Source organism: Nitrobacter sp. Nb-311A (genome assembly GCF_000152905.1).
Lineage (GTDB): Bacteria > Pseudomonadota > Alphaproteobacteria > Rhizobiales > Xanthobacteraceae > Nitrobacter.
Genome location: NZ_CH672418.1, coordinates 260686 through 280218, shown reverse-complemented (window position 1 = coordinate 280218; position 19533 = coordinate 260686). Strand labels below are relative to the sequence as shown.

Sequence of the window (19533 nt, the reverse complement as noted above, 5' to 3'; positions counted from 1 at the left end):
CACCTCAGCGGTCAGTGACAAGACAAGCTGCGCCATGGCTACGCCGCCACCCCGCGCTCACACAACAACGAAATCCACTGCCGATCGGTCTCCGGCGTCACATCCCGCACGGCCCAGGCGGTGCCGTCACGCGCATCGACCAGCCGCCAGTCCGAATTGATCTGCCGCGTTTGCGTCGATGACCGCAACGTCACGATCATCGGGTGCTTGTTCTCAAGCCGGGAGGCGATGACCGTCTCACCTCCGCGCAGATGTACGAATGCGGCGCGTACCGTAAATTGAGTGGCGAAGTCGGACACGGTGTTGCCATAGCCGTCGTCCTGCTCGACGCGCTTCTGGCAGTGGACCTTGTAATAAAGGCTCGGCGCGCTGATCTTCACCATCAGATACCAACTCGGCGAAACGGCGCGACCAGTGCATCAATCGCGCGCTGATAAGACTCCCTCACCGCGGGTTCAAGCGGGTCGTAGTTCAATTTGACCTGCAGGATGATCGCCAGCTTGATAGGCTCGGGCACGGTGCTCTGCGCGGGCGTCTCACCTTCAGCTGGCGTCGTGGCGTATCCAGCCTTGAACGTGACCGAGACGGCATCGCGCCGCGAATAACTGCCCGGCCAGGACTGATCCGGTTTCAAACCGACATACGGGCCGCGCGCATCAGAGAAAAGGGCATAAACCGACGTATCGAGCGTTTGTTGCGCGTTCTCGCCGTCGAAATAGGTGATGCTGTCGACGGACAGCACCGGAGCCAGAGGCAGCCGCAGGCAGTCTGAGAAGCATCCGAAATCTTGTCGCCAGGTCTGCTCGACCAGGCAGCGGCCGAGGATCCCGGTCCACCCGTCGAAATGCTCGGTCGCAGCCGTCAGCAACGCGCCGATCATCGCATCATCGTCGGGATGATCGACATGCAGCTGCGCCTTCACATCAGTCAATGAAACCGGTGTGATGTCTGGCGGCGTGACGCGGACGGGTGCGAGCATCAACTATCCCCAAGAGAGAAGGAGTGGCCTTCGGGCCACTCCTATTGTCAGGCGATAGGACGCTGGGTCGCGTGGCCGAGCACCACGACTGCGCCGGCGGCGATGGATGTACCGGACTGTTGGGTGATGACCGCGCGGATGTAGCGCTTCGTGCCGACATAGCCCTGCCGATAAACCGACGACGCCTCAAGAGCAGCCGGCAGGTCGCCTATCAGATCGGCAGCGACGACATCGGAAAAGTCGCCGTCCGTCGTGGTGTCGCTTTCCTGCAGCTTGATGTCGAACAGCCCGGCGCCGGCAATCGCTCCGGTATTGATGACCAATGCAGCACTGTCATAGCCGCGAAGATCGACTTCCGAGCCCTTGAGCGTGGCCGTCTGAACCGCCGGGACAAGCGATGCCACGACGCCGATATTTGACGCGAGATCACGCATTTGCGTGCCCTTTCATATTGGAGAAATTGGAGAGAAAGCAGGCGGCCGCAGCCGCCCGCAGATCATCAGTCGCCGAATTTCAGGAACTTTACGGCTTCGAAGGAGATGGCATCGCCGCCAACGCGCTTGGTCGTGTAGAAGCCGACGTAGGGCTTGTTGGTCAGAGCATCGCGCAGCACGCGGATGCCGACACGATCCACGATCTGGTAGGCCTCGCGGAAGTCGCCGAAAGCGATCGACAGACTGTCGGCCGCCATCGCTGGCATATCCTCGCCCTCGACCACGTTGAAGCCGAGAACCGTGCCGCCGGAGAGCGCCGAAAGCGAGGGCTGCCAGGCATAGTTGCCCTGCCCATCTTTCAGCTTGCGAAGGGCCGCGACAGTCGCTCGCGACATCATGAAATTCGCGTTCTGGCGATACTTCGCCTTCAGCGAATAAACGAGGTCGATCAGCTTGTCGGTGCCGTTGGTGGTGGTGCCGAACGTTCCATCCGTGCCGGTGAGCACGTGCTGGAACGTGCCCCACGCTCGGGTGGCGTCTGCCGTCGCCGCGGTCGGATAGGTCAGAAGGCCACGCGGCTGACCGACGCCCGTGCCGTTGAGGAAGGCGGCGTTCTCGGTACGGGCAAACTTGTCCGCCGTCTTGTCCGCGAGCCAGCTTTCGATGTTGAACATGGAATCGTCCAACAGCTTCTGCGTGACCTGCGGGAAGGCATACAGCTCGTGCACGGGGATTTCCCACTTGCCGAGCTGCGGCGTTCCGGTGGCGGGACGAGCCTGCGTCTCCCCGACCCAGCCGGCGGTGCCCTCGCCGAGATCGTTGAAGCCCTCAAGGCGATCCGTGCCGATGGTGACGACGGACGCCACCTGACGCATCGGGGTCGTTTCATAAACCCGCTTGATCATGCGACCAGACACGTCAGGAACGACGGTATAACCGCCATCCGGGTCAGACCCGACCGACATGGCCTTGCGCTCGTCGAGCGACAGACGCTCGCCCTTGCGCATGTAAGCGACGAAACCAGCCTTGTAGGCGCGATAGCCGTCAAGATCGACCTGTTCGCCGCGCTCGGCGCCGAACTGCGCCGCCGCCTTGATCTCGTCCTTGTCGGCATCAGAGCCGCCGCCGAGCGAAAGACGGTTGAGCTTGGTTTCCAGCTCGTCGCCGCGCCTCTTCGCCTCGTCCTGGATCTTGTCCAGAGCGGCATTCAGCTTTTCGACCTTCTCGACGGTCGTGGCATCGGCCGCGCCAAGCTTCTTGATCTCGGCCTGCATTTCGTCATTCGCCGACTTGAAGGCGACAAAGGTCTCGCCCTGCTCATCGAGCAGTTTCTTCAGTTCCGGGTCCATACGGACCTCCTATTTTCGAGTGAGGATTGACATGTTGCGGCGGATGATGTCCGCCAATTCATCGCTCGCCTCACCGGCATCCCGCTCGGATCGGATAGCCTTGAAGCCGCCTGCCAGAAGGGCCTTGGCTTCACTCGCGGAAAGCGGCGGCAACGTCCCGTTGCGAAGCGCTTCCTCGAATTCTCTGATTGTCTTGATCTCGTCGGCAGATTTGACGCCGGTGACACGGGCGTTCTCGTTCATGCCGAAGGGCACAAGGCTGATTTCCATCAGCTTCACTTCCTTGAGCATCCGCGCTTTGCGGCGCCCATCATAGGAATGATCGACGGCGTGATAGCCAATCGACATCGCGTCGATAACGCCCTCCTTGAGGTCGATATAGGCGTCCTTCCCGTCCTGTTTTTCGAGCAGAAGCCGTCCTTTGACGAACAAGCCCTTTTCGTCTTCGACGATATCTGTCCAGACACCGATGCGCTTGCGCCGATCGTGGTCGGCAAACATCTTAACGCCCTTGGTGCCACTCGATTTCAACGACTTGGCAAATGCGCCCGCCACAACGATATCGCCGCCGAGATCGCGCTCGCCAAAGGTCGAGGCATAGCCCTCGAATAGGCCAGCATCGGTCACGCCCTTGACCTCAAGAGCAAACTCAAGCCTATCCATATCGTCTATTCCTCGTTGTCCGGCTTTGCAGGATCGGCAGGCTTGTTGACGACCGGCTTCGCCAGCTCGTCACCACCCTCAATGCGGTCCATTTCCTCGAGGCCGCGCACCTCGTTGGGCGTCATCCAGGCGCCGGAGCCGCCGGACCCGAGCGCCTTTGCATAGAATTCCGCACGATCCTTCGCCGCGCCGCGCATCAGCGCGTTCGGGATGAACTTGGTGTAGTATCCGGCCGTCAGTTCTTCTTCCGAGAACAGGTTGACGTCGGCCGATTGCTCGATCCGCTGATACCAAGGCGCCAGCGTATGGACGACGTGCGCCAGAAACATCTGCTCCGCGCTGGCATAGGTCGCGGCCTTATCCGACTGGCCGACCATGATCGGCATGACGCGGAATTCGCGGCAGATTTCCTCGATCTGGAATTTTCTGGTCTCGATAAGCTGCTGATCGACAGCGCTCATCATCTGCGCGGCCCATTCTGCCTCGTTATCGAGGATCACGGGCTTGCCGTACCGGTCGCCGCCCGGTGCATGCCGGTCGAGCCACTTCGCCAGAAACTCAAATCGCTCCGGCGAAAGCTTGTCCTTCACCGAGTAAGACGACGACGGCTGAGCGCCGTTCTTCTGAAACTCGGACTGCCCCTGCTCAAGCGTGACTGCGAGGCCGATCGCGTTGCGAGCGAGCTTCGTCGCCTCCATGCCCATCCAGGAATTCCATGACGGGCCGCGAAGGTGCCAGATGGCGTCTTGCCCGAACACTGTGGCCTCGCCGGTCTCAGTGGCAGTCACCCTGTATTCGAGTGAATAGTCCTTGTTCTGCTTGACCGTGACGCGCTGCGGCTCGATCGGGATCAGTTCGGAAACCTCTCGCTCCGTCCCAACGCGGTTGACGAAAACATAAGCGTTCCCGCACAGGATCAGGTGGAGCATCAATGTTTCGCGAAACTCGAAACTCGTCTGCCACGGATTCGGGCGCCGATAGAGGCGGTGATAGACCGGATGATCCTTTGCCGGCTCATTGCCGCCGGTAGCATCGCGATAGACCTTGAACGGAACTTGCGCCACTCCTTCCGCTATGACCCGGCAGCAGGCCAACACGGTCGCAACCTCAAGCGCGGTCTGCACGTTGACGACGACCCCAGATCGAGATTCACGGCCACCGCCGTAAACCTCGCGCATGAGATCGTCCAATGAGGCCGCTTTCTGTTCGCGGCCAACCAGTCGTTTCCAGAAGCCCATAAAGCGGATTCCCTACGCGACTTCCCAGAAAGACACGGTCTCGTCCTGATGCGTCCCCGCCACGCTCATCGCCATGGTGAGCGCAACCGCGCCGTCGATCCGCCCGTGCGATTTCTGCTTGGACAGCTTGCGATTGCCGGCCGGATCCGGCTGCACCGTTGCATTCAGCATGCACATCGTCAGCACCGGGTGATCGCCATGCGCCAGCTTCTTGTTCAGGACGGCGCTCTCAAGGTCACGCAATGCCGGTGACATGCTCTGGAATCCTTGCCCGAACGGCTCGAACACCGCGGCGTCTCCTTCCAACTGCGATTCATCGAATCCGGCCTTGAGCAGCCACGGCTTCAGATGCCGCCAATTCCAGCGATCGAACGCAATCTTGCGAATGTCGAGATCGTCAAACAGGCCGCGCAGATACTCCGCGACGTAAGCGTAATCGACGGTCGGCCCCGGCGCAGCCTGCAGATAGCCCTGCTTGTGCCAAACATCGTACTGCACCCGATCAGCGCGGGCCTTCTCGGCCAATCCCTCGCCCGGCAACCAGAATGTCGGTTTCACCTGCCAAATGCCATCCTTCGGCGCGACCAACACCAACGCCGTCAGGTCGTTGACCTCCGACAGGTCGAGGCCGCCATAGACCGGCAACCCCTCGAAGCTTTCGACCACAGCCGCGTTGCAGGATCGCCATACGCTGGCGGACAGGAACGGCGCGTTGGCTTCAACGCGCTGGTTGAGGAAGAGCCAACGGAAACTATTCTCGTCGGTCGGCAGGCGCTCCGCCTTGCGCGCCATGTCCTCGATGTCGGTCACCGAGCGAAAGACGCCCATGGCCGGATTTGCCGCCTGCCATGCCGCGCGGTCGGATAGATCGCAATCGGCCGGCGCCGCGTGAAGGTGACTGACGATGCGTGGGTCCTGCGACGATGCCGCGTCGTCCAGCCACCGTGAAAACAGATCGTTGTCGGTCGACGCCTGCGTCGAGATCGCGATCAGCAACGCCTTGCCGTCATACGCGCCCTGCGAAGTCTCGATCGCTTCGACAAAGGCGTCGGTCGGACCCTTGATCTGCCCGACCTCATCGAGGATGGCAACGATCGGTGAGCCACCGTGCGCGCCCTTCGCATCGGCCGAGATCGCCTTGTATTCGACGTTCATCGGCAACCCCGTCAACTTCTTCTCCGAAGGCGTCGCCTTGATGATCTTCGAAAGCTCCGGCGACTGCATCACCATCTTCCAGGCGTAGTTGAAAACCTCCGCGGCTTGATTGCGCGTCTGCGCGCCGGAAACAATGCGGCTGTTCTGGTAAGCCTCCGGGCCGACAAGATGCGCTAGAAGCAGGCACGCAATTGTAGCCGTTTTCCCATTCTTGCGCGCCATCGACAGGTAGGCTCGCGACGTCCCAGCCGGGTTGTCGTAGATGTCCAGGATGAACTGCCGCTGGAACGGCAGAAGCTTGATGGGCTTCCCGAGCAATCCACCTTCCGGTGCGCGCAGGTATCGGTGAATAAACTCGATGACACGTTCACCGCGGGTCAGATGTTTCCTCGCCATCGTCAGTTCGGTCGTGCCAGCAACTCGTCGTCGAGCGGGTTGTCCGCTTCGATCTCTTTCGCCATCGTCCGCCGCTTGGCAACGTCACGCCCCTCGCCGCCTTGCGCGCGCGCGTGAAGCGATAGCGTTCGCCGCGTCGCCATGATCGATGTGTCCAACATCCGCACGCCGCCGAGCAATGGGTTCTGACACGGCGTCCCGTTCGCCGTCGCCGCCGTCAGCCCTTCATCATCAAGCCGCTCCAGGTTGTCCCGCAGCATCCGCATCTTCTTCGCCAACAACGCCGCTAGCTCAAGCTGATGCGCGGTCCACTCCGATCGCGCGAACTCCGCGATCACGCTCGCGAAGAACGGCATGTCGCAATCTTTCAGAGGCACATTCGACGGCGGCCCGATCACCGTCGCCGCTTTCGACATCACGCGCACAGCCTCCGCCGCGCTGTCGATACGCGCCTTACGCTTGCCCATCTAAAAACCTGTAATAGCGATTGCGTTGTGGGGGGCCGCCGGTCTCCGGCCTGGAACCTGTAGAGATTTCACACCCCCCGCCCCATTGCGACCAAAATGTCACAGTGATAAATTTATCACACATTGCGCTGCACAAAGTTCCAATGTGACATCACTCACACATCACACAGCGCCGATCGGCCTCGGCCCTACCGCGCCGCCGGATGTCGCGGATCAACGGGGTATCCATCATCACCGACCCTCACCGAGAAGCCCTTGTGGGTCTCGGCCTGCTTATCCCGATCGTGGTGTGGCTTGCACAATGGCTGATGGTTGTCGGGATCCCAGAATAGATCGAGGTCGGACTTGTGATCCGTGATGTGATCGACCACCGTCGCCGGGGTGACCTTGCCCTCGCGCTGGCACATGACGCACAGCGGATGCCGCCTGAGGTATCTTTCCCGATAGTTGCGCCATCGCCGGCCGTAGAGGCGGCGGTACTGCTTGGCCTGATCGGAGCGATGGTCCATGCTCGGCCTGAATGCGGGCGTAGTTATCCATTGCGGCTGCACCATTTTGCAGCCCAGCGGAAAGGATGAACCACGTCGCTGTTGGGACGCGACAATGCACATGATTTGCCCGTCTGTATATTCGTAACACTACTGCACCGTAAGACTACGCATTCGCGCTCGCTTGCTTCGACGCGGCTTGCGACTCTTGCGGCGACCAGAGCGCGAGGCTTCCGAGACGCATCCGTCAAATCTGTTATGGGCGCCGGCCGCATGATCGAGAACGAGGCGCGCCATCTCGTCATTGGAAATGCGCATAGCGCGATCACCGTCCAGCAGAACGCCAATGACACCGTCGACGCCCTGCACCGGCGGCCAATCATCTCGGCTTGACCGGAAGAACACATAGCCGGGGACGGCCGCCCGTTCGGACGACGACAACCTGCCACCTGACACCCACGACCTCACATAGGTCGGCAGGAAGGCACCGCGGTCCAATTCTTCGATCTTGGCTCGGACAACATGCTCGCGGCCCGTGAACGTCCGACAAGCCGCCCAGAACTGCTCAGCCATGAACTTCCCCTTTGGTTGAGAGGAGAATGCGGACAAGTTCGACAACGTTTCGCACGCCGTACTTCCGAAATACCGCGACGCGGTGTGCCTCAACAGTCCTGTGGCTGATGCCGAGCCGTTCAGAGATTTCCTTGTTCGAAAGCCCCTGGATCAGCAGATCGCAGACGGCCTGCTGCCTGTCGGTCAGGGCATGGTTCTGCACATTCATGCTGCCATCCGCTCGCCATCATCATCCGGGTCATCATCATCGTCGGGATCGTAGGAAACGACGACGCGCGACCCCGGATAATCCCCGCACCATATCTCCGCAGCTTCGACAGCCTCTCGCCAGTCTTGTCCCGACCAAACGCAGACTTCCCCGCCGTCTGGCTCGATCAACACGACGACAAGGGACCATTCCCGGTTGAGAGGTTGGCCGGGTGGATGCACCCACGCTCGCATTACCTGAATGATGGTCTGACGGTGTCGTGGGAATGCAATGATATCTGTCATGACGCCTTTGCAACCTCCTCCGCCCGATAGGCGCAATCCGCGCATTCCTCGGATCGCGGGTTTCCCACGTAAGGTGTTCCGCAGGCTCCACACCGACGAAGGTGATTACCTGGCTTCCAGCCGCGAAGAGCCGGACGTTTGTCCCGCTTCGCCTGGTCGGCAACAGATTGACCCTTTCGCTCTGGCGGGAGCAGAGAACGCGGAAGATTTTCCAGTTCGGTGATCGCCGAAGGCTTGGTCTTGACGATCTTCGCGAGCGTCTTTCCAACGGGAGGCACCGACGCAATGCGTGGCGGCTCAACTGCGCGGGTGTTACGCCTGTTCTTGAACCAAGTAATCGCCAACGCCTTCCACAACGGCGTCGATGGGTGCGCCGCCCGGAACACGTTGGCCTCGCTATAGGCTTTCCTGCCCATGCCGGCGATCGTGGCGATCAACGCAGCGTCGCTGATGTCGGAATACTCGTCGCCGTAGACCAGCAGATCGATGGCCTTGATCTCGATTTGCGTGAGCGGACAGATACCGGAATTCCGTGCGATCTTCAGAACCCGAACTGTGCCCTCCTGCCCTCGCCCGCGCACCAGCGCGCCGATGGCTGATATCGCCATGGTCTCGGCGGGCTTCGGATCCTTGGTCGGCGCGCGCAATGTCCGAATACCGGCTTCACGACATACCGCCTCGATTGCCAAGGCTTCGTCGTCACCAGCCGCGATAGCCGCGACGTGAAGCTGGGCCGCCGTGACGGCAACCCGATCCTTGTTGTGACCGATGAAGGCTGCTGCCCGTTCGGCGCGTTGATCGACATCGACGATCATCACCGGAATTTTCTCGACGCCGGGATGGGTCGCGGCGGCAATCGCGGTGTGCTGCCCGTCGATCAGTTCCAACCCCGCATCCGTCATGACCGCGCAAGGGGCTTTGAACTTCGCCCAATCCCAGCCGGCCACGATTTTGCGAACCAGCTTCAGGCTGCGCTCGCTGCTGTCGCGCTGATAGCCCTCGTCGACGAGCAGCGTCGCCGGTTCGACCCACTCAAAGATCGGCAGCGCACGCGGCATCCCGCCGGGCACGAAACCGTTGATCTCGATAGGAGCGATCGGTCGATGCGTCACGCCGCCCACTCCTCATTCGAGAACTGGATACCATCGAAATGCTTGTCGCAGATGACCTCCCAATAGGTGGAGTTGTTGGGACTGTTGTTGGTGGCAATATCGACCACCCGCATCGCATCGTCGGAACTGAACCCATTCTTGGCCATGATCTTTCCGATCTCTCGAACGCCTTTGCAGAGCGCGCTCCGTATTGGATCGGCCATGAAGCAATGGCCGGTGTCGATATAGTCCTCGAAGGTTGATAGCGTCATCGCGCCGCTGAACTTGGCTGGCAGGTCAACCTTCGCCCCTGGATTAGCATCGTGCTGCTCAATCGCAGCCAGAAGAACTGCAAGGGCTTTTCCCAGACGGGCCTCATAGTCGTTCATGGCAATCCTCACTGGCTGATCAGTTCCATCTCAGGGATGTATTCGAAGATCGTGCTGCCCCGTCGCCCGGTTGGCCGGTGCCGAACTTTCCCGACTTCGACCGTTAGTTGCTGGTTCTGGTGATCGCTCTCGATCTTGATTCCGTAATCCGCCTTGTTGACCCAATGCGAACTGTCCGCCGCGTCGTAAAGCGATAGCGAGCCAGCCCCTTTCAGGCCGCCTTCCTTCGTCGGGTGGATGACGACGATCACCAGAACGTTGTTGACCCGCGCGAAACGCTTCAGCTTCTTGATGGCGCGGCCGACGTATTCGGTCAGGCTTTCATCACGCCGCCGATGATGCTCAAGCTCGTTCCACGGATCGATGATCAGAACATTCAGGCCAAAGCGCACCACGGCGTCTCCGGCGCGGTCCAGAACCCAATCGATGGTCGGGTCTTCCGCATCGTCGTCGATCTCGCAGCTCATGAACATGAAGCGCTGCTCGATGAATTGGTCCGCGGCCCTGAGGCGAGGATCGAACGGATGCACGCCGGAGGCCGGCTCCCCGAGATACGCATTGCGCAGTAGTTTCTGCATGTACGGCTTGACCTTCATTTCGAAGGTCGCAATCCCGATGTTCCAGCCATGGGCGCGGGCCAGGTTGGCCGCGAGTTGCGTGGTCCATGTGGACTTGCCAGACCCCGGAATGCCGAGGACTGTCATGAACAGTCCAAGGTCCATCATCAGGCCCGCCATACCTTCCTGCACCGGCAGGTCGAGCCTCCCCCAACCGGTCGTCACCGGCTGCATCGCCGGCGGGTCGGGAAATTCACTCATCCGGTAGATGCCCTTGACGGGATACGGCGTCGCGTTGGCGATCATATCGACAACAGTCGATGCGCCGTGACGGATCAGCACCTCGTTTGCGTCCGGCTTTTTTCCACCGCAATCCGGATAAGTCACGAACGAGCAGCGGACCCGTCCAAGGCGCCGGGCCAGTTCATCCCGCAGGCGATGACCAGGGCCGTCATCATCCGTCATCAGGATAAACCGCTTGATCTTCTTCAAACGCTCCCAGTTGTTGACGAGGAATCGGTACTTGTCGTCGTTGTTCGGATCGACATCGTCCGCCGTCTCCGGCACCGGCGGCAGCTTGTTGCCGTGCGCATCCTTGTCCGGCGGCGCTCCGTCCGGAACCGACACAGCGAACGGATATCCGGCGGAAAGCACCGCGAGGCAGTCCGGCTCACCCTCGGTGATGACGAGCGCCGCCGATCCATCGGACAGTTTCGGGTCGTCGAGAACGTCGGCGTTGTAGAACGTGCGCCGCCCATTCGCCCGTTGCCATAGGACCTTCGAACCGTCGGCGCGTGGCCTTCCGCGATACTTGGCTGCAACCTCTGCTTCGTTTTCGAGGTAGGGGAAGACGAGGATATCGCCGCTCGCGTCGGGAATGACCGCGCCGCTATCGCCAGTGTCGTCGCGCCTCGCGCTGTAAATCCCCATACGAGACACGATTTCCAGATCGATCGCACGCGCCGCGAACCATTCTTCCGCCCTTCGACTGAGCGTCATAGCTTTTGCCGCCTTTCCAGCTACAGTTCTTGCAGTTGAAGAAAACACCCTCGCCGTCGATCAGCACCGACAGGCACGGGTCGCGCTTGTGCTTGCGCAGGTGAGAACAGTTCGGGCAGACGGTTTTCTGATTGCCGTGCCGCTCGGCGCGAAGCCGAATGCCGAACTCCGCCAGGATGTCGGATGCTGTTTTCAAATCTGCGGCCTCCCGGTCGGAGCGCCGCGGGGCTGATTGAACCGCTGTGTTCGCCGCAGCCAGTTCTGCCCGGCCGCCGTCCAGTCCGCGAAAACGTTGCCCTTCGCCTGATGGTGGCCGATGAAAAAATCAAACTCCTCGGCAAGCGCCGGTTCCGGAAGCCGCCTGGAACGCCCGTAATCGAAAAACGCCGTCCTGAGCGCCGTGAACTCCGGACTGGCACGGTCCGGCATCGGCAGCGTCGCCGGCTTCCTCCGCCTGGGCTTGGGCGGATCGAGAGCATTCCCGTCGGGAGGGGTCCCCCCGGAAGGGGGGACTACAGGGGGTTTTCTATCTATTCCCTTCCCTTCCCTTCCCTTGGTTTCCGTAACGGTATCCGTGACGGTGTCGGTGACGACATCCGAGACGTGGTCCGCTACGGATTGCTGCGAGCGCTCCGTGACGACATCCGTAACGGTATCCGTAACGGATGCTGGCACGTTGTTGTGACGGTCATCGTTATTCCGCCGGTTCGCCGCGGCCACTGTGGCGGCAGCGGTACGTTGACGCTGAGATTTTTTCTTCGCCGCGGCCTCGATCGCCTTCTCGGCGATCACCGGATGATAGAACCGACCATCGGAGCACTTGACGAAGCCATGCAGCGCCGTATCCCGCACGGCCTCCCAGGCTTTTATATCGCGGCCGAAACCGGCGAGACTGGCCAGCAGGCGATCATCATCGGGCAACGATGCTGCCGGCACCTGATGCCACGCAGCGCACCACAGCAGCACCGCTGCACGGAACTCTTCTCCGCTGGATATGACCGCCAGTTCGCTGTCCCGCAGTCGCACCACATCAAGCGGCATGTAGGGAAAGTCTCGCAAGTCCAGGTCCGGCGGTGTCAGGGGAGCCGTCATGCTGCGTCCCCTTGCGCTGACCGCTCAAACTCTGCGAGCCAGCGCGCCCAGGCACGTCCAGCCGCAACGCCGTCAGCGATGTCCTGACTTGCCTGCGCCTTTGCGCGCGCGGCCAGCCACTCCCGCCAGAGTCGATCGAGACGGGTCTCCAATCGGGCGAGATTTTCGGCCTTCATGAATGATCTCCCAAGCTCTTTTCGAGATCGGGATCAGCGTCGAACGCTGCTGTCTCCCAGAAGGCCGCTCGCCGACCCAACCTGATCGCGCGCCGCAGATACTTCCGGGCTAAAAAATTCCGCATCGATGCGCTGCAAAAGCGCTTCGTATTTTGCAAGACGCTCCACAGTAGACCGGAGTTCGGCGAGTTCATCGACAGCAGCCTTGTCTTCAACGCGCCGGTTTACGATGGCGCGGAGTTGCTCGATTTCGGCGGTCCTGACCTTGACGCGATGGTCGCGGTACCAGACCGCGCGGATACGCCCGTAGGACCAGTCTTTGAGATCACGCGACAGGCGGTGAAACACCGCCTTCACGGACTCGTCGGCTCGTCGCGAGCCTGCAATCGTCTTCAGCAGGCCGGACGCCTCACGCAACGCAAACTCACTCATTTCAACCTTCGACGGTTTGTCGAACTTCACGCATTCCATCTGTGCTCTCCTGGCTTGGCATCGAGAACACGGATGCAGACGGGCGCAGCGTCGATGTCGGGAAAACTTGGACGCTGCGCCGAATTCAGTCGCGATTGCCGCCGGACAGCCCCTCCGTCGTGGTGATCGCAAACGCGGGACGGTCAGGCGAGGTGTGCGCCTGGCCGTTGCCGCTCTGATGAAAGGAAACTTGAATGGCGCCGAAGATCATCGATCGACCCCGCACCCCTGCCCACATTCGCCAGCGGGCAATCCAGATGTTTCGTGAATGGGATGCGTCGATGACGCGGGACCATGGCCCGCTGTACTATCGGAAGATGGGATACACGGTGCATTGATTATGCTGACACCATCTTGGCGAGGATTCGGTCTGCCACATTCAAGCTTGAGAGGGATGCTAGCTGAGACCAGAGCGAGATCGGCAATTGTGACGATGCCGCTTGTTGCCCGTTCAATTCTGGCAGCCAGATCAATCGACGGCGAACGTTCACCCTTTGCTAGGCGCGTGATCGTTGAAACCTCGCAGCCAACTTTCATCGCGAGCGCGGTGGCGGTCTGGTTCATTCGTTTGAGATATTCTGTCAGCGTCATGTTTTGCATTTTGCCTATTTGGCAATAAAATGCAAGATGTTTTTTGCCTATATGGCAGTGGCGGCATTTTGCCTAACCGGCAATATGCACGGATGGCACCCAACCGGATAAAAGAGCTTCGCGAATCTCAAGGGATGACCCTTGAGACCCTGGCCGAGCTAGTCGGGCTCTCGACGTCCTACGTTCAGCGACTTGAAAATGGCGAGCGAAACCTCGCCGTGAAGCATTTTGCAGCCTTTGCGACAGCCCTAAGGGTAAAGCCGGAAGACTTGATCAAAGAAACAAGCAGTAGGGAGCAGGTTCTTATCAAGGCTATTTTGAAGGCAGACTCTGCGACGCAGGCAGTGATTGCTCGATTGCTCGGAATCGATCTTGGCGCAATTCAGCCAGAACTGCCTTCCTCACATGAGGAGGAGAATTCCGCCAACGAGAAATGATCGCCAAGTCGAGGTTATCCATCAGCCACGCCCGTTACAGTTCATGATCTGTTCAATAGACTATAATTCCGGCACGACTGCAAAAGACAAAAATCCTATTTTTCGAGCAATGGGGTATTTATGCCGGATCTTCACAAGGGAATGACCAGCTTCGACCGCCAGCGCCCGGCGATGACATTGTGGTGGAACTCTACCCCGAGAAGGACGGCGACCAGCCCAAGGGCTTCCTGAAGCGGCTGGTGCGACGAACCGGGCTGCGGCTCTACTGTCAGCAGTTCAACCCACCGGCCGATATCGAGTTCGACATGGGCGAGGTGAAGAACGTCTGGCGCGTGCTGACGCTGCGGGATCTGTTGGGGTGATGCCCGGAAATTTGATGATGCCGCGATGAACCGCCCTGCCCGCAACACCCCGATCGGATACGTTTTGTGCCTGATATTGGCGGCGCTCTATTCGAGTGCCGCAAAGGCAGTGGGGACGGACCAGGACTTTGATATGGCGTGCGCCGTAACGTCAGCGGCTGAGATCGCAACGACTAAGCCGGGCAGCGACCAACGAAACGCTGCGCTACAAACGAACTTCTATTTCCTTGGCCGACTCAGCGGCCGCGACACGCACACGTTTTGGTCAGTGGTCGTCAAGGGCAAGGTTGCTGAATTGCGCGAGCGGGCGAAGAACCCCGAGATGTATAGTCGTTGCCTAGATTTTCTAACGAAACAGCTTTAACCGGCCACGGCACAGGGAGATTTTATGAGTGACGAGACGAACAATACTCTGCCGCCATTGCCACAAGCATTCAGCATACCGGCGACACAGATATCAAAATGGACCAGCGTCCCACCCCAGACTCAGATCAACATCGCGATTACACGCGGCGACATGGACAACCTATTCTTCGCCATGTCAAAATCAGCCCAAGCGATAAGCTCCCTCCAGACTTGTCTCATCCTTTATTCTCAAGGGAAAATCGAAGAGGCAAACCATGTGTTGGCGCAGTCCCAGCGGAACAACGTTGAGAGCGATAACCACTTGCGAATGTTCATGAACGCCGTGATGTCGGGCGTAGTCGTTGTCGGTGCTCAATGAGCGAGGCCAACCCTTACGAAGGACCAAGGCTGGTCATAAGCAATGACACGCTAGGCGAGAATATCCCGAAACCGGCCTTGAAAGGCGGCAATGGAGGTGACAGATTCGATCCTATGCTAGAGCCTCGGGTCAAAGCGCTGGAAGACAAGTTCGAGAAGATGGATTCCAAGTTGGATACCATCATCGCAGACCTGTCTTACATGAAGGGCCGCTTCGAAAGCCTACCGACGGCCGCCGCCTTTGGCGAACTCAAAGGGCGCGTCGATAGCCTCCCGACACTTGGCAAAATCGCGGCTCTCGTTGGCCTGATCGCCGCTGCGATGACCATAGTTCTCAAGTGGCATGACCTGTCGACTATATTGAACGGTTAAATGAAGTCGCCAGCCTCTTACGAGCGCTGACGGCTTCCTTCGCACTTAGTGTGTGTCGCGTTCTACGGAACGATGTCGCTCCTGCCCGGCGGGGCGTGCTTGATGCTCTCGCCGCTCTTCTTTTCCTTCTCGGATAGGTGCTTATCCGCCTCGTCCGTCAGTTCCTGCATAGTCTTGCCGAGGGTCTTCTTCGGGTCATCCTTCGGCTGTCCGGCAGGAGGAAAGTTCGTACTGCTATCGCTACCCATCTCCATCTCCTTTGCTATAAGCGTAAGGAGACAACGGCACCCTCCGTAAGGCGTTCCTTAGGAACCTCCCGCGGGTCCAGCAAAAGAAAAACCGCCGGAGCGGGGTTTCTGCGCCGCAACGGCTTCCGATCAACAGCTATCCGGAACGCCCCTCGACCCGGTTGAAGAGATGAACGCGGAACGCTCTTCCGCTACATGCGTTTTGCTGAGGTGTGTCAACGATGTCTAATGTCTGAACGCGCTTTGGAGAACGATCATGCGAAATAATCTGATTCCCGCCGCCGCTTTGGCCATGATCGGATTCACTGTTCCCGCGTCGGCAGCCGACATCGGCTACGTTCAGGAACCGGTGTCCGAGTTCTACACCCGGGCTGGACCGCTGCCGCTTCAGGCGGCTGTCGATATCGCCAACGGAATCGGGCTGGTTTCCGTGTCAAACACGAACAAATGGGGCAACCAGTGGCAGGTCGAGGGCTATGACGTTGCCGGAAGCTATATGGAAGTCGATGTTGATGCGCGCACCGGCGCGATCGTAAACGTCGATAGGTGACGTCGGTCGCAGGCGCCGAAGTCAGGCCGACGAGATGGCCGATATCGATCGATGGGCAAAGCCGAAAGAGCTGTGGCTGATCGGCATCCGGCAATAGAAAACCCCGCTCCGGCATAGGGATTTGATGAGTGGACCAGCCGCCCCTCGATCCCAAGGAGACCCTAGTTTATATCCGGACGCTGGTCCGCCTCGCGTCGGGCAAATATGACATTACCGTTTTGCACAAGCTCTTGAAGGAGATGTACGCTCGTACAGATAACACCATGCTGAAACGCCAGAAATAGAAAACCCCGCCGGAGCGGGGTTAGACCGATCGTCTGTTAGGCGATCAAGCTGCGGCGTTCATCTCAACGGAAAGATCGCCCGTGTCGCCTTTGAAAATAAGCCTGAGCGTTTCGGACATCATCGAACCAGGGCGATATTTTACCAATCGGTCTATGATGTCGGCAAGCTTATAGCTGCGATCTAACGCGATACCTGCATCCGAGAACAGGCTGCGGATTCCCTTGATCGTAAAGCCGACGTAATCCGGGTCGAATGGCAATCGGTGGTTAGGTTCATGCAGTGTAAAAAACTCACTTATCCGATGCTCAGTCACGCTGCGGTCGTGCGTAACAACACGGATGCAATCCATATGCTTATCGTAATACGCAACGGGACGAAATTCAGCGAGTTCGAAGTCGGCGGGATATGCGTTTTGTCTTTCCGTTGCCATGATGCTGATCCTCAATCGTCCTCTAAGCTGCCCAAATTTCTCGGTCGTATCGCGTTTCCCAATCGACCGGCGCGGTCGGGCGCGCTGGGTCAGAAGCTATCCAAGCCCAATGCTCGGCCCAACCGTGGATGAGAGGAAATTGCTGTAACATCCGGTTGGGTGAGATGTAAACGGCGAAGGTCCGATTGGGTGGAGCGTCGCAATACCTGATGGTGGGATTGAATCTTGGCCCGATGAGTTGAGCATCGCGCGGTGCTAACCAAGTAACAGCTAATTTATCAGCGGCAGCGTGCGAGTTTCCTTGGATGGCCATGTCGCGATTAAGCCCTTTGAAGACGTGCTTGGCCATAATTAATCCAGTCGAAACAACTCCGTACGCTTGTCCGAGATGCCAACTCATACCGCGGATGCCCTTTCCTCTAAGGGCTTGAGATGTGATCCCGATTAATAAGTGATCACGTCCGTTGAGAGTTCCGCAGCTTTTATCCCACACGGGGCATTCGGCGACGAAAACGCTGCCGCCCGGCTGATCAAGAAGGTTCACGGTTAATTCCAAGTTTAAAGAACGGTAGTTTCAAGAATCAATAAACGTAGGCTAGTTGCGTTGGGAGTGCCGATCAACCTGGCTGGGCATCACAGGCGCTCTTCGGAACCGCATACCCTCCGCCTGCATTATTCGTCTGGAACGGTTGATCGCTTGGTACGGCAGATCCCGGTCCCGAAAGGCCCGCTAATCCCCCCAACTCCGGCGGGCCTTTCGCTGTTCGCTCCGGCGATCGCATTTCGCCCAATGCGAGCTTTTCTCGAGGGAACAACTTTCAATTTAGTAAATTGGTTAGCCGGAACGGGGGCCACCCCATATCTCCGTTGGGGCCCGTTCCTTATTCCCGAAACTAGCCCGCTCCCCAGAGGCGGGCTTTTTTTGTGATCGAGCGCTTCTAGTCGGCGCTCCGCAGGCGCTTCATCGTAAACTCAATCTCGCCGCCGGGTAGCTCGCGCCGGGGGCTCAACTGGCAAGTGAGTGTGTATAGATACACACTATTCTACTTGACTGCTCCACTAGCGATGTGTATTAATACACATCATGAGATCAACGGAAATCATCGCGGCTCTGAAGAAGGACGGATGGGAGCAGGTCGCCCGAAAGGGCAGCCACGTTCAATTCAAGCACCCCACAAAGCCGGGTCGCGTGACTGTTCCGCACCCCAAGAAAGACATCCCGCTCGGAACGCTTAAGAGCATCGAAAAGCAGGCCAGGATCAAACTGGGATAATGAGAACGGAGCCACCCATGCGTCAGTACATCGCCCTTATTCACAAGGACCCCGATAGCGACTACGGCGTGTCGTTTCCCGATCTTCCGGGCGTGGCTACCGCCGGCAGCACCCTGGACGAGGCGCGGGCCATGGCGGTGGAAGCCCTCGCCCTGCATCTGGAAGGTATGGCGGAGGACGGCGAGGACATTCCCGCCCCTTCGTCCATGGAAGAAATCATGAAGGACGCTGAAAACAAGAAAGCTGTCGCGGTTCTCATCGAGGCTCCGGCAGCTCCTATCAAAACCGTCCGCGTCAACGTCACCCTTCCGGCCGATGCCCTTGAGGAAATCGATCGGTACGCGGAAAGCCATGGCTTGACCCGGTCCGGCTTCCTGGCTCAGGCGGCCCGAAAAGCCATGGCGGCGTGATTGTTGGGGGCGCCGATCAGACCTTCGCCAAAACGAAAAGGCCGACCGCATGCCTGCCCTGCGGCCGTATCCGGGAACGTTACACCGCCGTCTCGATTACCTGCACGGCGGATGGTTTCGAACCCGCCACCGCCCTCGTCGAGCCCGCCGGCGCCCTCAACCCACACCGGCGGGTTTTCTCATTTAGGAACACTCGCCTGCCACGCAGATTGTACAATCGGAACGGGACGATCTCCGCACCCCCATGATCCCCGACCCCGGAAAGGCCCGCTGTGACTCCATCCGGCGGGCCTTTTTCGTGGCGTGCGCTCACCGGCGCGTAGGAACATCACCTGTCCGGCTGATTGGATTAAGCGGAACGGGGATCACCGCACCCGACCTCCCCGGACCCGAAGTGGCCCGTTGGTCGTAGCCCCTTCCAGCGGGCCATTTTGCACAATCTGGTCATCGCATAGAACTGATCCGCCCGGGCGGGGTTAACAGCCGTCTGTAGAATTACTGGAGGATGTTTCAATGCGGAGAATCATTCTTGCGACCCTGGCGGCAGTCGCTATTACGACCGCCTCTGTTGCTCCTAGCGAGGCTCATTGGCGCGGCCATAGAGGATGGGGGCCGGGCTCGGGCATCGGCCTAGGCCTGGCTGCCGGTGCTTTAGCTTTTGCGGCGGCCGCATCGTCGCCGTACTACTACGGTCCCGGTTATTATGGCGCACCCTACGGGTATTACGGCCCGCGCCCCGTGTACTATGGGCCGCGGTATTATCGCCCGTACTACAGACCGTACTTCCGACCTTACGGTTACTGGTAAACGTCAAAGGCCCGGATCAAACCCGGGCCTTTTATT

At 59.4% G+C, this 19533-nt stretch carries 34 protein-coding genes; 10 read left to right on the top strand and 24 right to left on the bottom strand.

Going from position 1 to position 19533, the window contains the following annotated elements; all coding sequences use genetic code 11:
- Positions 1 to 38 precede the first annotated feature (38 nt).
- From NB311A_RS14630 to NB311A_RS23225, 21 genes are all read right to left on the bottom strand, one after another.
- Positions 39 to 383, bottom strand: coding sequence for a phage head closure protein (locus NB311A_RS14630; RefSeq protein ID WP_009799392.1), 345 nt, complete (start codon positions 381 to 383; stop codon positions 39 to 41).
- Positions 383 to 979 (bottom strand): hypothetical protein, encoded by a 597-nt coding sequence (locus NB311A_RS19785; protein WP_009799391.1) that lies wholly within the window; start codon positions 977 to 979, stop codon positions 383 to 385. Before NB311A_RS19785 ends, NB311A_RS14630 begins: the two co-directional genes overlap by 1 nt.
- Positions 980 to 1026: 47 nt before the next feature.
- Positions 1027 to 1413: a hypothetical protein gene (locus NB311A_RS14620; RefSeq protein WP_009799390.1), complete on the bottom strand. Its 387-nt coding sequence runs from the start codon at positions 1411 to 1413 to the stop codon at positions 1027 to 1029.
- A gap of 65 nt (positions 1414 to 1478) precedes the next feature.
- Entirely contained in the window at positions 1479 to 2762 is a 1284-nt protein-coding gene (locus tag NB311A_RS14615; RefSeq protein WP_009799389.1) for a phage major capsid protein, read from the bottom strand.
- A 9-nt stretch (positions 2763 to 2771) separates the two neighbouring features.
- The gene (locus tag NB311A_RS14610) at positions 2772 to 3425 is read right to left on the bottom strand and encodes an HK97 family phage prohead protease (RefSeq protein ID WP_009799388.1); all 654 of its coding nucleotides are present in this window, start codon (positions 3423 to 3425) and stop codon (positions 2772 to 2774) included.
- A 5-nt stretch (positions 3426 to 3430) separates the two neighbouring features.
- A complete protein-coding gene (locus NB311A_RS14605; RefSeq protein ID WP_009799387.1) occupies positions 3431 to 4663 on the bottom strand; it encodes a phage portal protein in 1233 nt (410 codons plus the stop codon).
- A 12-nt stretch (positions 4664 to 4675) separates the two neighbouring features.
- The gene (locus tag NB311A_RS14600; protein ID WP_009799386.1) at positions 4676 to 6214 is read right to left on the bottom strand and encodes a terminase large subunit; all 1539 of its coding nucleotides are present in this window, start codon (positions 6212 to 6214) and stop codon (positions 4676 to 4678) included.
- Between the two features lie 2 nt (positions 6215 to 6216).
- The gene (locus NB311A_RS14595; RefSeq protein WP_009799385.1) at positions 6217 to 6681 is read right to left on the bottom strand and encodes a hypothetical protein; all 465 of its coding nucleotides are present in this window, start codon (positions 6679 to 6681) and stop codon (positions 6217 to 6219) included.
- A gap of 188 nt (positions 6682 to 6869) precedes the next feature.
- Positions 6870 to 7190: an HNH endonuclease signature motif containing protein gene (locus tag NB311A_RS14590; protein WP_009799384.1), complete on the bottom strand. Its 321-nt coding sequence runs from the start codon at positions 7188 to 7190 to the stop codon at positions 6870 to 6872.
- Positions 7191 to 7319: 129 nt separating this feature from the next.
- On the bottom strand, positions 7320 to 7742 hold the full coding sequence (locus NB311A_RS14585) for a transcription termination/antitermination protein NusG (RefSeq protein WP_009799383.1): 423 nt from the start codon (positions 7740 to 7742) through the stop codon (positions 7320 to 7322).
- Positions 7735 to 7950: a LuxR C-terminal-related transcriptional regulator gene (locus NB311A_RS14580; RefSeq protein ID WP_009799382.1), complete on the bottom strand. Its 216-nt coding sequence runs from the start codon at positions 7948 to 7950 to the stop codon at positions 7735 to 7737. The genes NB311A_RS14585 and NB311A_RS14580 overlap by 8 nt, the downstream gene beginning before the upstream one ends.
- Positions 7947 to 8234 carry a hypothetical protein gene (locus NB311A_RS14575; protein WP_009799381.1) on the bottom strand — a complete coding sequence of 96 codons (288 nt, stop codon included), beginning with the start codon at positions 8232 to 8234 and terminating at the stop codon, positions 7947 to 7949. The genes NB311A_RS14580 and NB311A_RS14575 overlap by 4 nt, the downstream gene beginning before the upstream one ends.
- The gene (locus NB311A_RS14570; protein WP_050752126.1) at positions 8231 to 9346 is read right to left on the bottom strand and encodes a DUF6551 family protein; all 1116 of its coding nucleotides are present in this window, start codon (positions 9344 to 9346) and stop codon (positions 8231 to 8233) included. The genes NB311A_RS14575 and NB311A_RS14570 overlap by 4 nt, the downstream gene beginning before the upstream one ends.
- Positions 9343 to 9714 (bottom strand): hypothetical protein, encoded by a 372-nt coding sequence (locus NB311A_RS14565; protein ID WP_009799379.1) that lies wholly within the window; start codon positions 9712 to 9714, stop codon positions 9343 to 9345. The genes NB311A_RS14570 and NB311A_RS14565 overlap by 4 nt, the downstream gene beginning before the upstream one ends.
- 8 nt (positions 9715 to 9722) lie before the next feature.
- Positions 9723 to 11201: an AAA family ATPase gene (locus NB311A_RS14560; RefSeq protein ID WP_245257003.1), complete on the bottom strand. Its 1479-nt coding sequence runs from the start codon at positions 11199 to 11201 to the stop codon at positions 9723 to 9725.
- Complete coding sequence (locus NB311A_RS22065; protein ID WP_165475262.1) at positions 11161 to 11466, bottom strand: hypothetical protein; 306 nt, start codon at positions 11464 to 11466, stop codon at positions 11161 to 11163. The genes NB311A_RS14560 and NB311A_RS22065 overlap by 41 nt, the downstream gene beginning before the upstream one ends.
- Positions 11463 to 12362, bottom strand: coding sequence for a DUF1376 domain-containing protein (locus NB311A_RS19780; RefSeq protein ID WP_009799377.1), 900 nt, complete (start codon positions 12360 to 12362; stop codon positions 11463 to 11465). Before NB311A_RS19780 ends, NB311A_RS22065 begins: the two co-directional genes overlap by 4 nt.
- The gene (locus tag NB311A_RS14550; protein ID WP_009799376.1) at positions 12359 to 12538 is read right to left on the bottom strand and encodes a hypothetical protein; all 180 of its coding nucleotides are present in this window, start codon (positions 12536 to 12538) and stop codon (positions 12359 to 12361) included. The genes NB311A_RS19780 and NB311A_RS14550 overlap by 4 nt, the downstream gene beginning before the upstream one ends.
- Positions 12539 to 12571: 33 nt before the next feature.
- Positions 12572 to 13009, bottom strand: coding sequence for a hypothetical protein (locus NB311A_RS14545; protein ID WP_009799375.1), 438 nt, complete (start codon positions 13007 to 13009; stop codon positions 12572 to 12574).
- An 85-nt stretch (positions 13010 to 13094) separates the two neighbouring features.
- Positions 13095 to 13220: a hypothetical protein gene (locus tag NB311A_RS22930; protein ID WP_009799374.1), complete on the bottom strand. Its 126-nt coding sequence runs from the start codon at positions 13218 to 13220 to the stop codon at positions 13095 to 13097.
- Positions 13217 to 13573 (bottom strand): hypothetical protein, encoded by a 357-nt coding sequence (locus tag NB311A_RS23225; protein WP_371256524.1) that lies wholly within the window; start codon positions 13571 to 13573, stop codon positions 13217 to 13219. The genes NB311A_RS22930 and NB311A_RS23225 overlap by 4 nt, the downstream gene beginning before the upstream one ends.
- 56 nt (positions 13574 to 13629) lie before the next feature.
- On the opposite strand from NB311A_RS23225, the gene NB311A_RS14535 reads away from it, so the two are divergent.
- From NB311A_RS14535 to NB311A_RS14515, 5 genes are all read left to right on the top strand, one after another.
- Positions 13630 to 14037 carry a helix-turn-helix domain-containing protein gene (locus NB311A_RS14535; protein ID WP_040675358.1) on the top strand — a complete coding sequence of 136 codons (408 nt, stop codon included), beginning with the start codon at positions 13630 to 13632 and terminating at the stop codon, positions 14035 to 14037.
- A gap of 179 nt (positions 14038 to 14216) precedes the next feature.
- Positions 14217 to 14399 (top strand): hypothetical protein, encoded by a 183-nt coding sequence (locus tag NB311A_RS14530; protein WP_131522919.1) that lies wholly within the window; start codon positions 14217 to 14219, stop codon positions 14397 to 14399.
- Positions 14400 to 14424: 25 nt separating this feature from the next.
- Positions 14425 to 14763, top strand: a complete 339-nt coding sequence (locus tag NB311A_RS14525) for a hypothetical protein (RefSeq protein ID WP_009799371.1) — start codon at positions 14425 to 14427, stop codon at positions 14761 to 14763.
- A gap of 24 nt (positions 14764 to 14787) precedes the next feature.
- Positions 14788 to 15123, top strand: coding sequence for a hypothetical protein (locus tag NB311A_RS14520; protein ID WP_009799370.1), 336 nt, complete (start codon positions 14788 to 14790; stop codon positions 15121 to 15123).
- Complete coding sequence (locus NB311A_RS14515; RefSeq protein WP_009799369.1) at positions 15120 to 15494, top strand: hypothetical protein; 375 nt, start codon at positions 15120 to 15122, stop codon at positions 15492 to 15494. Before NB311A_RS14520 ends, NB311A_RS14515 begins: the two co-directional genes overlap by 4 nt.
- A 62-nt stretch (positions 15495 to 15556) precedes the next feature.
- Here the strand turns inward: NB311A_RS14515 and NB311A_RS14510 are convergent, their stop codons facing one another.
- Positions 15557 to 15742, bottom strand: a complete 186-nt coding sequence (locus tag NB311A_RS14510; protein ID WP_083780482.1) for a hypothetical protein — start codon at positions 15740 to 15742, stop codon at positions 15557 to 15559.
- A 256-nt stretch (positions 15743 to 15998) separates the two neighbouring features.
- Here NB311A_RS14510 and NB311A_RS14505 point away from each other — a divergent pair, with 256 nt between their 5' ends.
- Both NB311A_RS14505 and NB311A_RS22060 read left to right on the top strand, forming a co-directional pair.
- Positions 15999 to 16292: a hypothetical protein gene (locus NB311A_RS14505; protein ID WP_009799367.1), complete on the top strand. Its 294-nt coding sequence runs from the start codon at positions 15999 to 16001 to the stop codon at positions 16290 to 16292.
- 128 nt (positions 16293 to 16420) lie between these two features.
- Entirely contained in the window at positions 16421 to 16576 is a 156-nt protein-coding gene (locus NB311A_RS22060; protein ID WP_009799365.1) for a hypothetical protein, read from the top strand.
- 44 nt (positions 16577 to 16620) lie between these two features.
- Here the strand turns inward: NB311A_RS22060 and NB311A_RS14500 are convergent, their stop codons facing one another.
- Positions 16621 to 17007 (bottom strand): hypothetical protein, encoded by a 387-nt coding sequence (locus tag NB311A_RS14500; protein ID WP_009799364.1) that lies wholly within the window; start codon positions 17005 to 17007, stop codon positions 16621 to 16623.
- A gap of 22 nt (positions 17008 to 17029) precedes the next feature.
- Positions 17030 to 17551 carry a hypothetical protein gene (locus tag NB311A_RS21590; protein ID WP_131522918.1) on the bottom strand — a complete coding sequence of 174 codons (522 nt, stop codon included), beginning with the start codon at positions 17549 to 17551 and terminating at the stop codon, positions 17030 to 17032.
- Positions 17552 to 18091: 540 nt separating this feature from the next.
- Here NB311A_RS21590 and NB311A_RS14495 point away from each other — a divergent pair.
- From NB311A_RS14495 to NB311A_RS20695, 3 genes are all read left to right on the top strand, one after another.
- On the top strand, positions 18092 to 18280 hold the full coding sequence (locus tag NB311A_RS14495) for a type II toxin-antitoxin system HicA family toxin (RefSeq protein WP_009799363.1): 189 nt from the start codon (positions 18092 to 18094) through the stop codon (positions 18278 to 18280).
- A gap of 17 nt (positions 18281 to 18297) precedes the next feature.
- On the top strand, positions 18298 to 18690 hold the full coding sequence (locus NB311A_RS14490; RefSeq protein WP_009799362.1) for a type II toxin-antitoxin system HicB family antitoxin: 393 nt from the start codon (positions 18298 to 18300) through the stop codon (positions 18688 to 18690).
- A gap of 513 nt (positions 18691 to 19203) precedes the next feature.
- Complete coding sequence (locus tag NB311A_RS20695) at positions 19204 to 19497, top strand: hypothetical protein (RefSeq protein WP_083780473.1); 294 nt, start codon at positions 19204 to 19206, stop codon at positions 19495 to 19497.
- Positions 19498 to 19533: the final 36 nt, after the last annotated feature.

What these genes read in the sequence shown, in the direction of transcription:
- NB311A_RS14630 (WP_009799392.1), bottom strand. Translation starts at nt 383, where the DNA reads ATGGTGAAGATCAGCGCGCCGAGCCTTTATTACAAGGTCCACTGCCAG.
- NB311A_RS19785 (WP_009799391.1), bottom strand. Translation starts at nt 979, where the DNA reads ATGCTCGCACCCGTCCGCGTCACGCCGCCAGACATCACACCGGTTTCA.
- NB311A_RS14620 (WP_009799390.1), bottom strand. Translation starts at nt 1,413, where the DNA reads ATGCGTGATCTCGCGTCAAATATCGGCGTCGTGGCATCGCTTGTCCCG.
- NB311A_RS14615 (WP_009799389.1), bottom strand. Translation starts at nt 2,762, where the DNA reads ATGGACCCGGAACTGAAGAAACTGCTCGATGAGCAGGGCGAGACCTTT.
- NB311A_RS14610 (WP_009799388.1), bottom strand. Translation starts at nt 3,425, where the DNA reads ATGGATAGGCTTGAGTTTGCTCTTGAGGTCAAGGGCGTGACCGATGCT.
- NB311A_RS14605 (WP_009799387.1), bottom strand. Translation starts at nt 4,663, where the DNA reads ATGGGCTTCTGGAAACGACTGGTTGGCCGCGAACAGAAAGCGGCCTCA.
- NB311A_RS14600 (WP_009799386.1), bottom strand. Translation starts at nt 6,214, where the DNA reads ATGGCGAGGAAACATCTGACCCGCGGTGAACGTGTCATCGAGTTTATT.
- NB311A_RS14595 (WP_009799385.1), bottom strand. Translation starts at nt 6,681, where the DNA reads ATGGGCAAGCGTAAGGCGCGTATCGACAGCGCGGCGGAGGCTGTGCGC.
- NB311A_RS14590 (WP_009799384.1), bottom strand. Translation starts at nt 7,190, where the DNA reads ATGGACCATCGCTCCGATCAGGCCAAGCAGTACCGCCGCCTCTACGGC.
- NB311A_RS14585 (WP_009799383.1), bottom strand. Translation starts at nt 7,742, where the DNA reads ATGGCTGAGCAGTTCTGGGCGGCTTGTCGGACGTTCACGGGCCGCGAG.
- NB311A_RS14580 (WP_009799382.1), bottom strand. Translation starts at nt 7,950, where the DNA reads ATGAATGTGCAGAACCATGCCCTGACCGACAGGCAGCAGGCCGTCTGC.
- NB311A_RS14575 (WP_009799381.1), bottom strand. Translation starts at nt 8,234, where the DNA reads ATGACAGATATCATTGCATTCCCACGACACCGTCAGACCATCATTCAG.
- NB311A_RS14565 (WP_009799379.1), bottom strand. Translation starts at nt 9,714, where the DNA reads ATGAACGACTATGAGGCCCGTCTGGGAAAAGCCCTTGCAGTTCTTCTG.
- NB311A_RS14560 (WP_245257003.1), bottom strand. Translation starts at nt 11,201, where the DNA reads ATGGGGATTTACAGCGCGAGGCGCGACGACACTGGCGATAGCGGCGCG.
- NB311A_RS19780 (WP_009799377.1), bottom strand. Translation starts at nt 12,362, where the DNA reads ATGACGGCTCCCCTGACACCGCCGGACCTGGACTTGCGAGACTTTCCC.
- NB311A_RS14550 (WP_009799376.1), bottom strand. Translation starts at nt 12,538, where the DNA reads ATGAAGGCCGAAAATCTCGCCCGATTGGAGACCCGTCTCGATCGACTC.
- NB311A_RS14545 (WP_009799375.1), bottom strand. Translation starts at nt 13,009, where the DNA reads ATGGAATGCGTGAAGTTCGACAAACCGTCGAAGGTTGAAATGAGTGAG.
- NB311A_RS22930 (WP_009799374.1), bottom strand. Translation starts at nt 13,220, where the DNA reads ATGATCTTCGGCGCCATTCAAGTTTCCTTTCATCAGAGCGGCAACGGC.
- NB311A_RS23225 (WP_371256524.1), bottom strand. Translation starts at nt 13,573, where the DNA reads ATGAACCAGACCGCCACCGCGCTCGCGATGAAAGTTGGCTGCGAGGTT.
- NB311A_RS14535 (WP_040675358.1), top strand. Translation starts at nt 13,630, where the DNA reads ATGCAAGATGTTTTTTGCCTATATGGCAGTGGCGGCATTTTGCCTAAC.
- NB311A_RS14525 (WP_009799371.1), top strand. Translation starts at nt 14,425, where the DNA reads ATGAACCGCCCTGCCCGCAACACCCCGATCGGATACGTTTTGTGCCTG.
- NB311A_RS14520 (WP_009799370.1), top strand. Translation starts at nt 14,788, where the DNA reads ATGAGTGACGAGACGAACAATACTCTGCCGCCATTGCCACAAGCATTC.
- NB311A_RS14515 (WP_009799369.1), top strand. Translation starts at nt 15,120, where the DNA reads ATGAGCGAGGCCAACCCTTACGAAGGACCAAGGCTGGTCATAAGCAAT.
- NB311A_RS14510 (WP_083780482.1), bottom strand. Translation starts at nt 15,742, where the DNA reads ATGGGTAGCGATAGCAGTACGAACTTTCCTCCTGCCGGACAGCCGAAG.
- NB311A_RS14505 (WP_009799367.1), top strand. Translation starts at nt 15,999, where the DNA reads ATGCGAAATAATCTGATTCCCGCCGCCGCTTTGGCCATGATCGGATTC.
- NB311A_RS14500 (WP_009799364.1), bottom strand. Translation starts at nt 17,007, where the DNA reads ATGGCAACGGAAAGACAAAACGCATATCCCGCCGACTTCGAACTCGCT.
- NB311A_RS14495 (WP_009799363.1), top strand. Translation starts at nt 18,092, where the DNA reads ATGAGATCAACGGAAATCATCGCGGCTCTGAAGAAGGACGGATGGGAG.
- NB311A_RS14490 (WP_009799362.1), top strand. Translation starts at nt 18,298, where the DNA reads ATGCGTCAGTACATCGCCCTTATTCACAAGGACCCCGATAGCGACTAC.
- NB311A_RS20695 (WP_083780473.1), top strand. Translation starts at nt 19,204, where the DNA reads ATGCGGAGAATCATTCTTGCGACCCTGGCGGCAGTCGCTATTACGACC.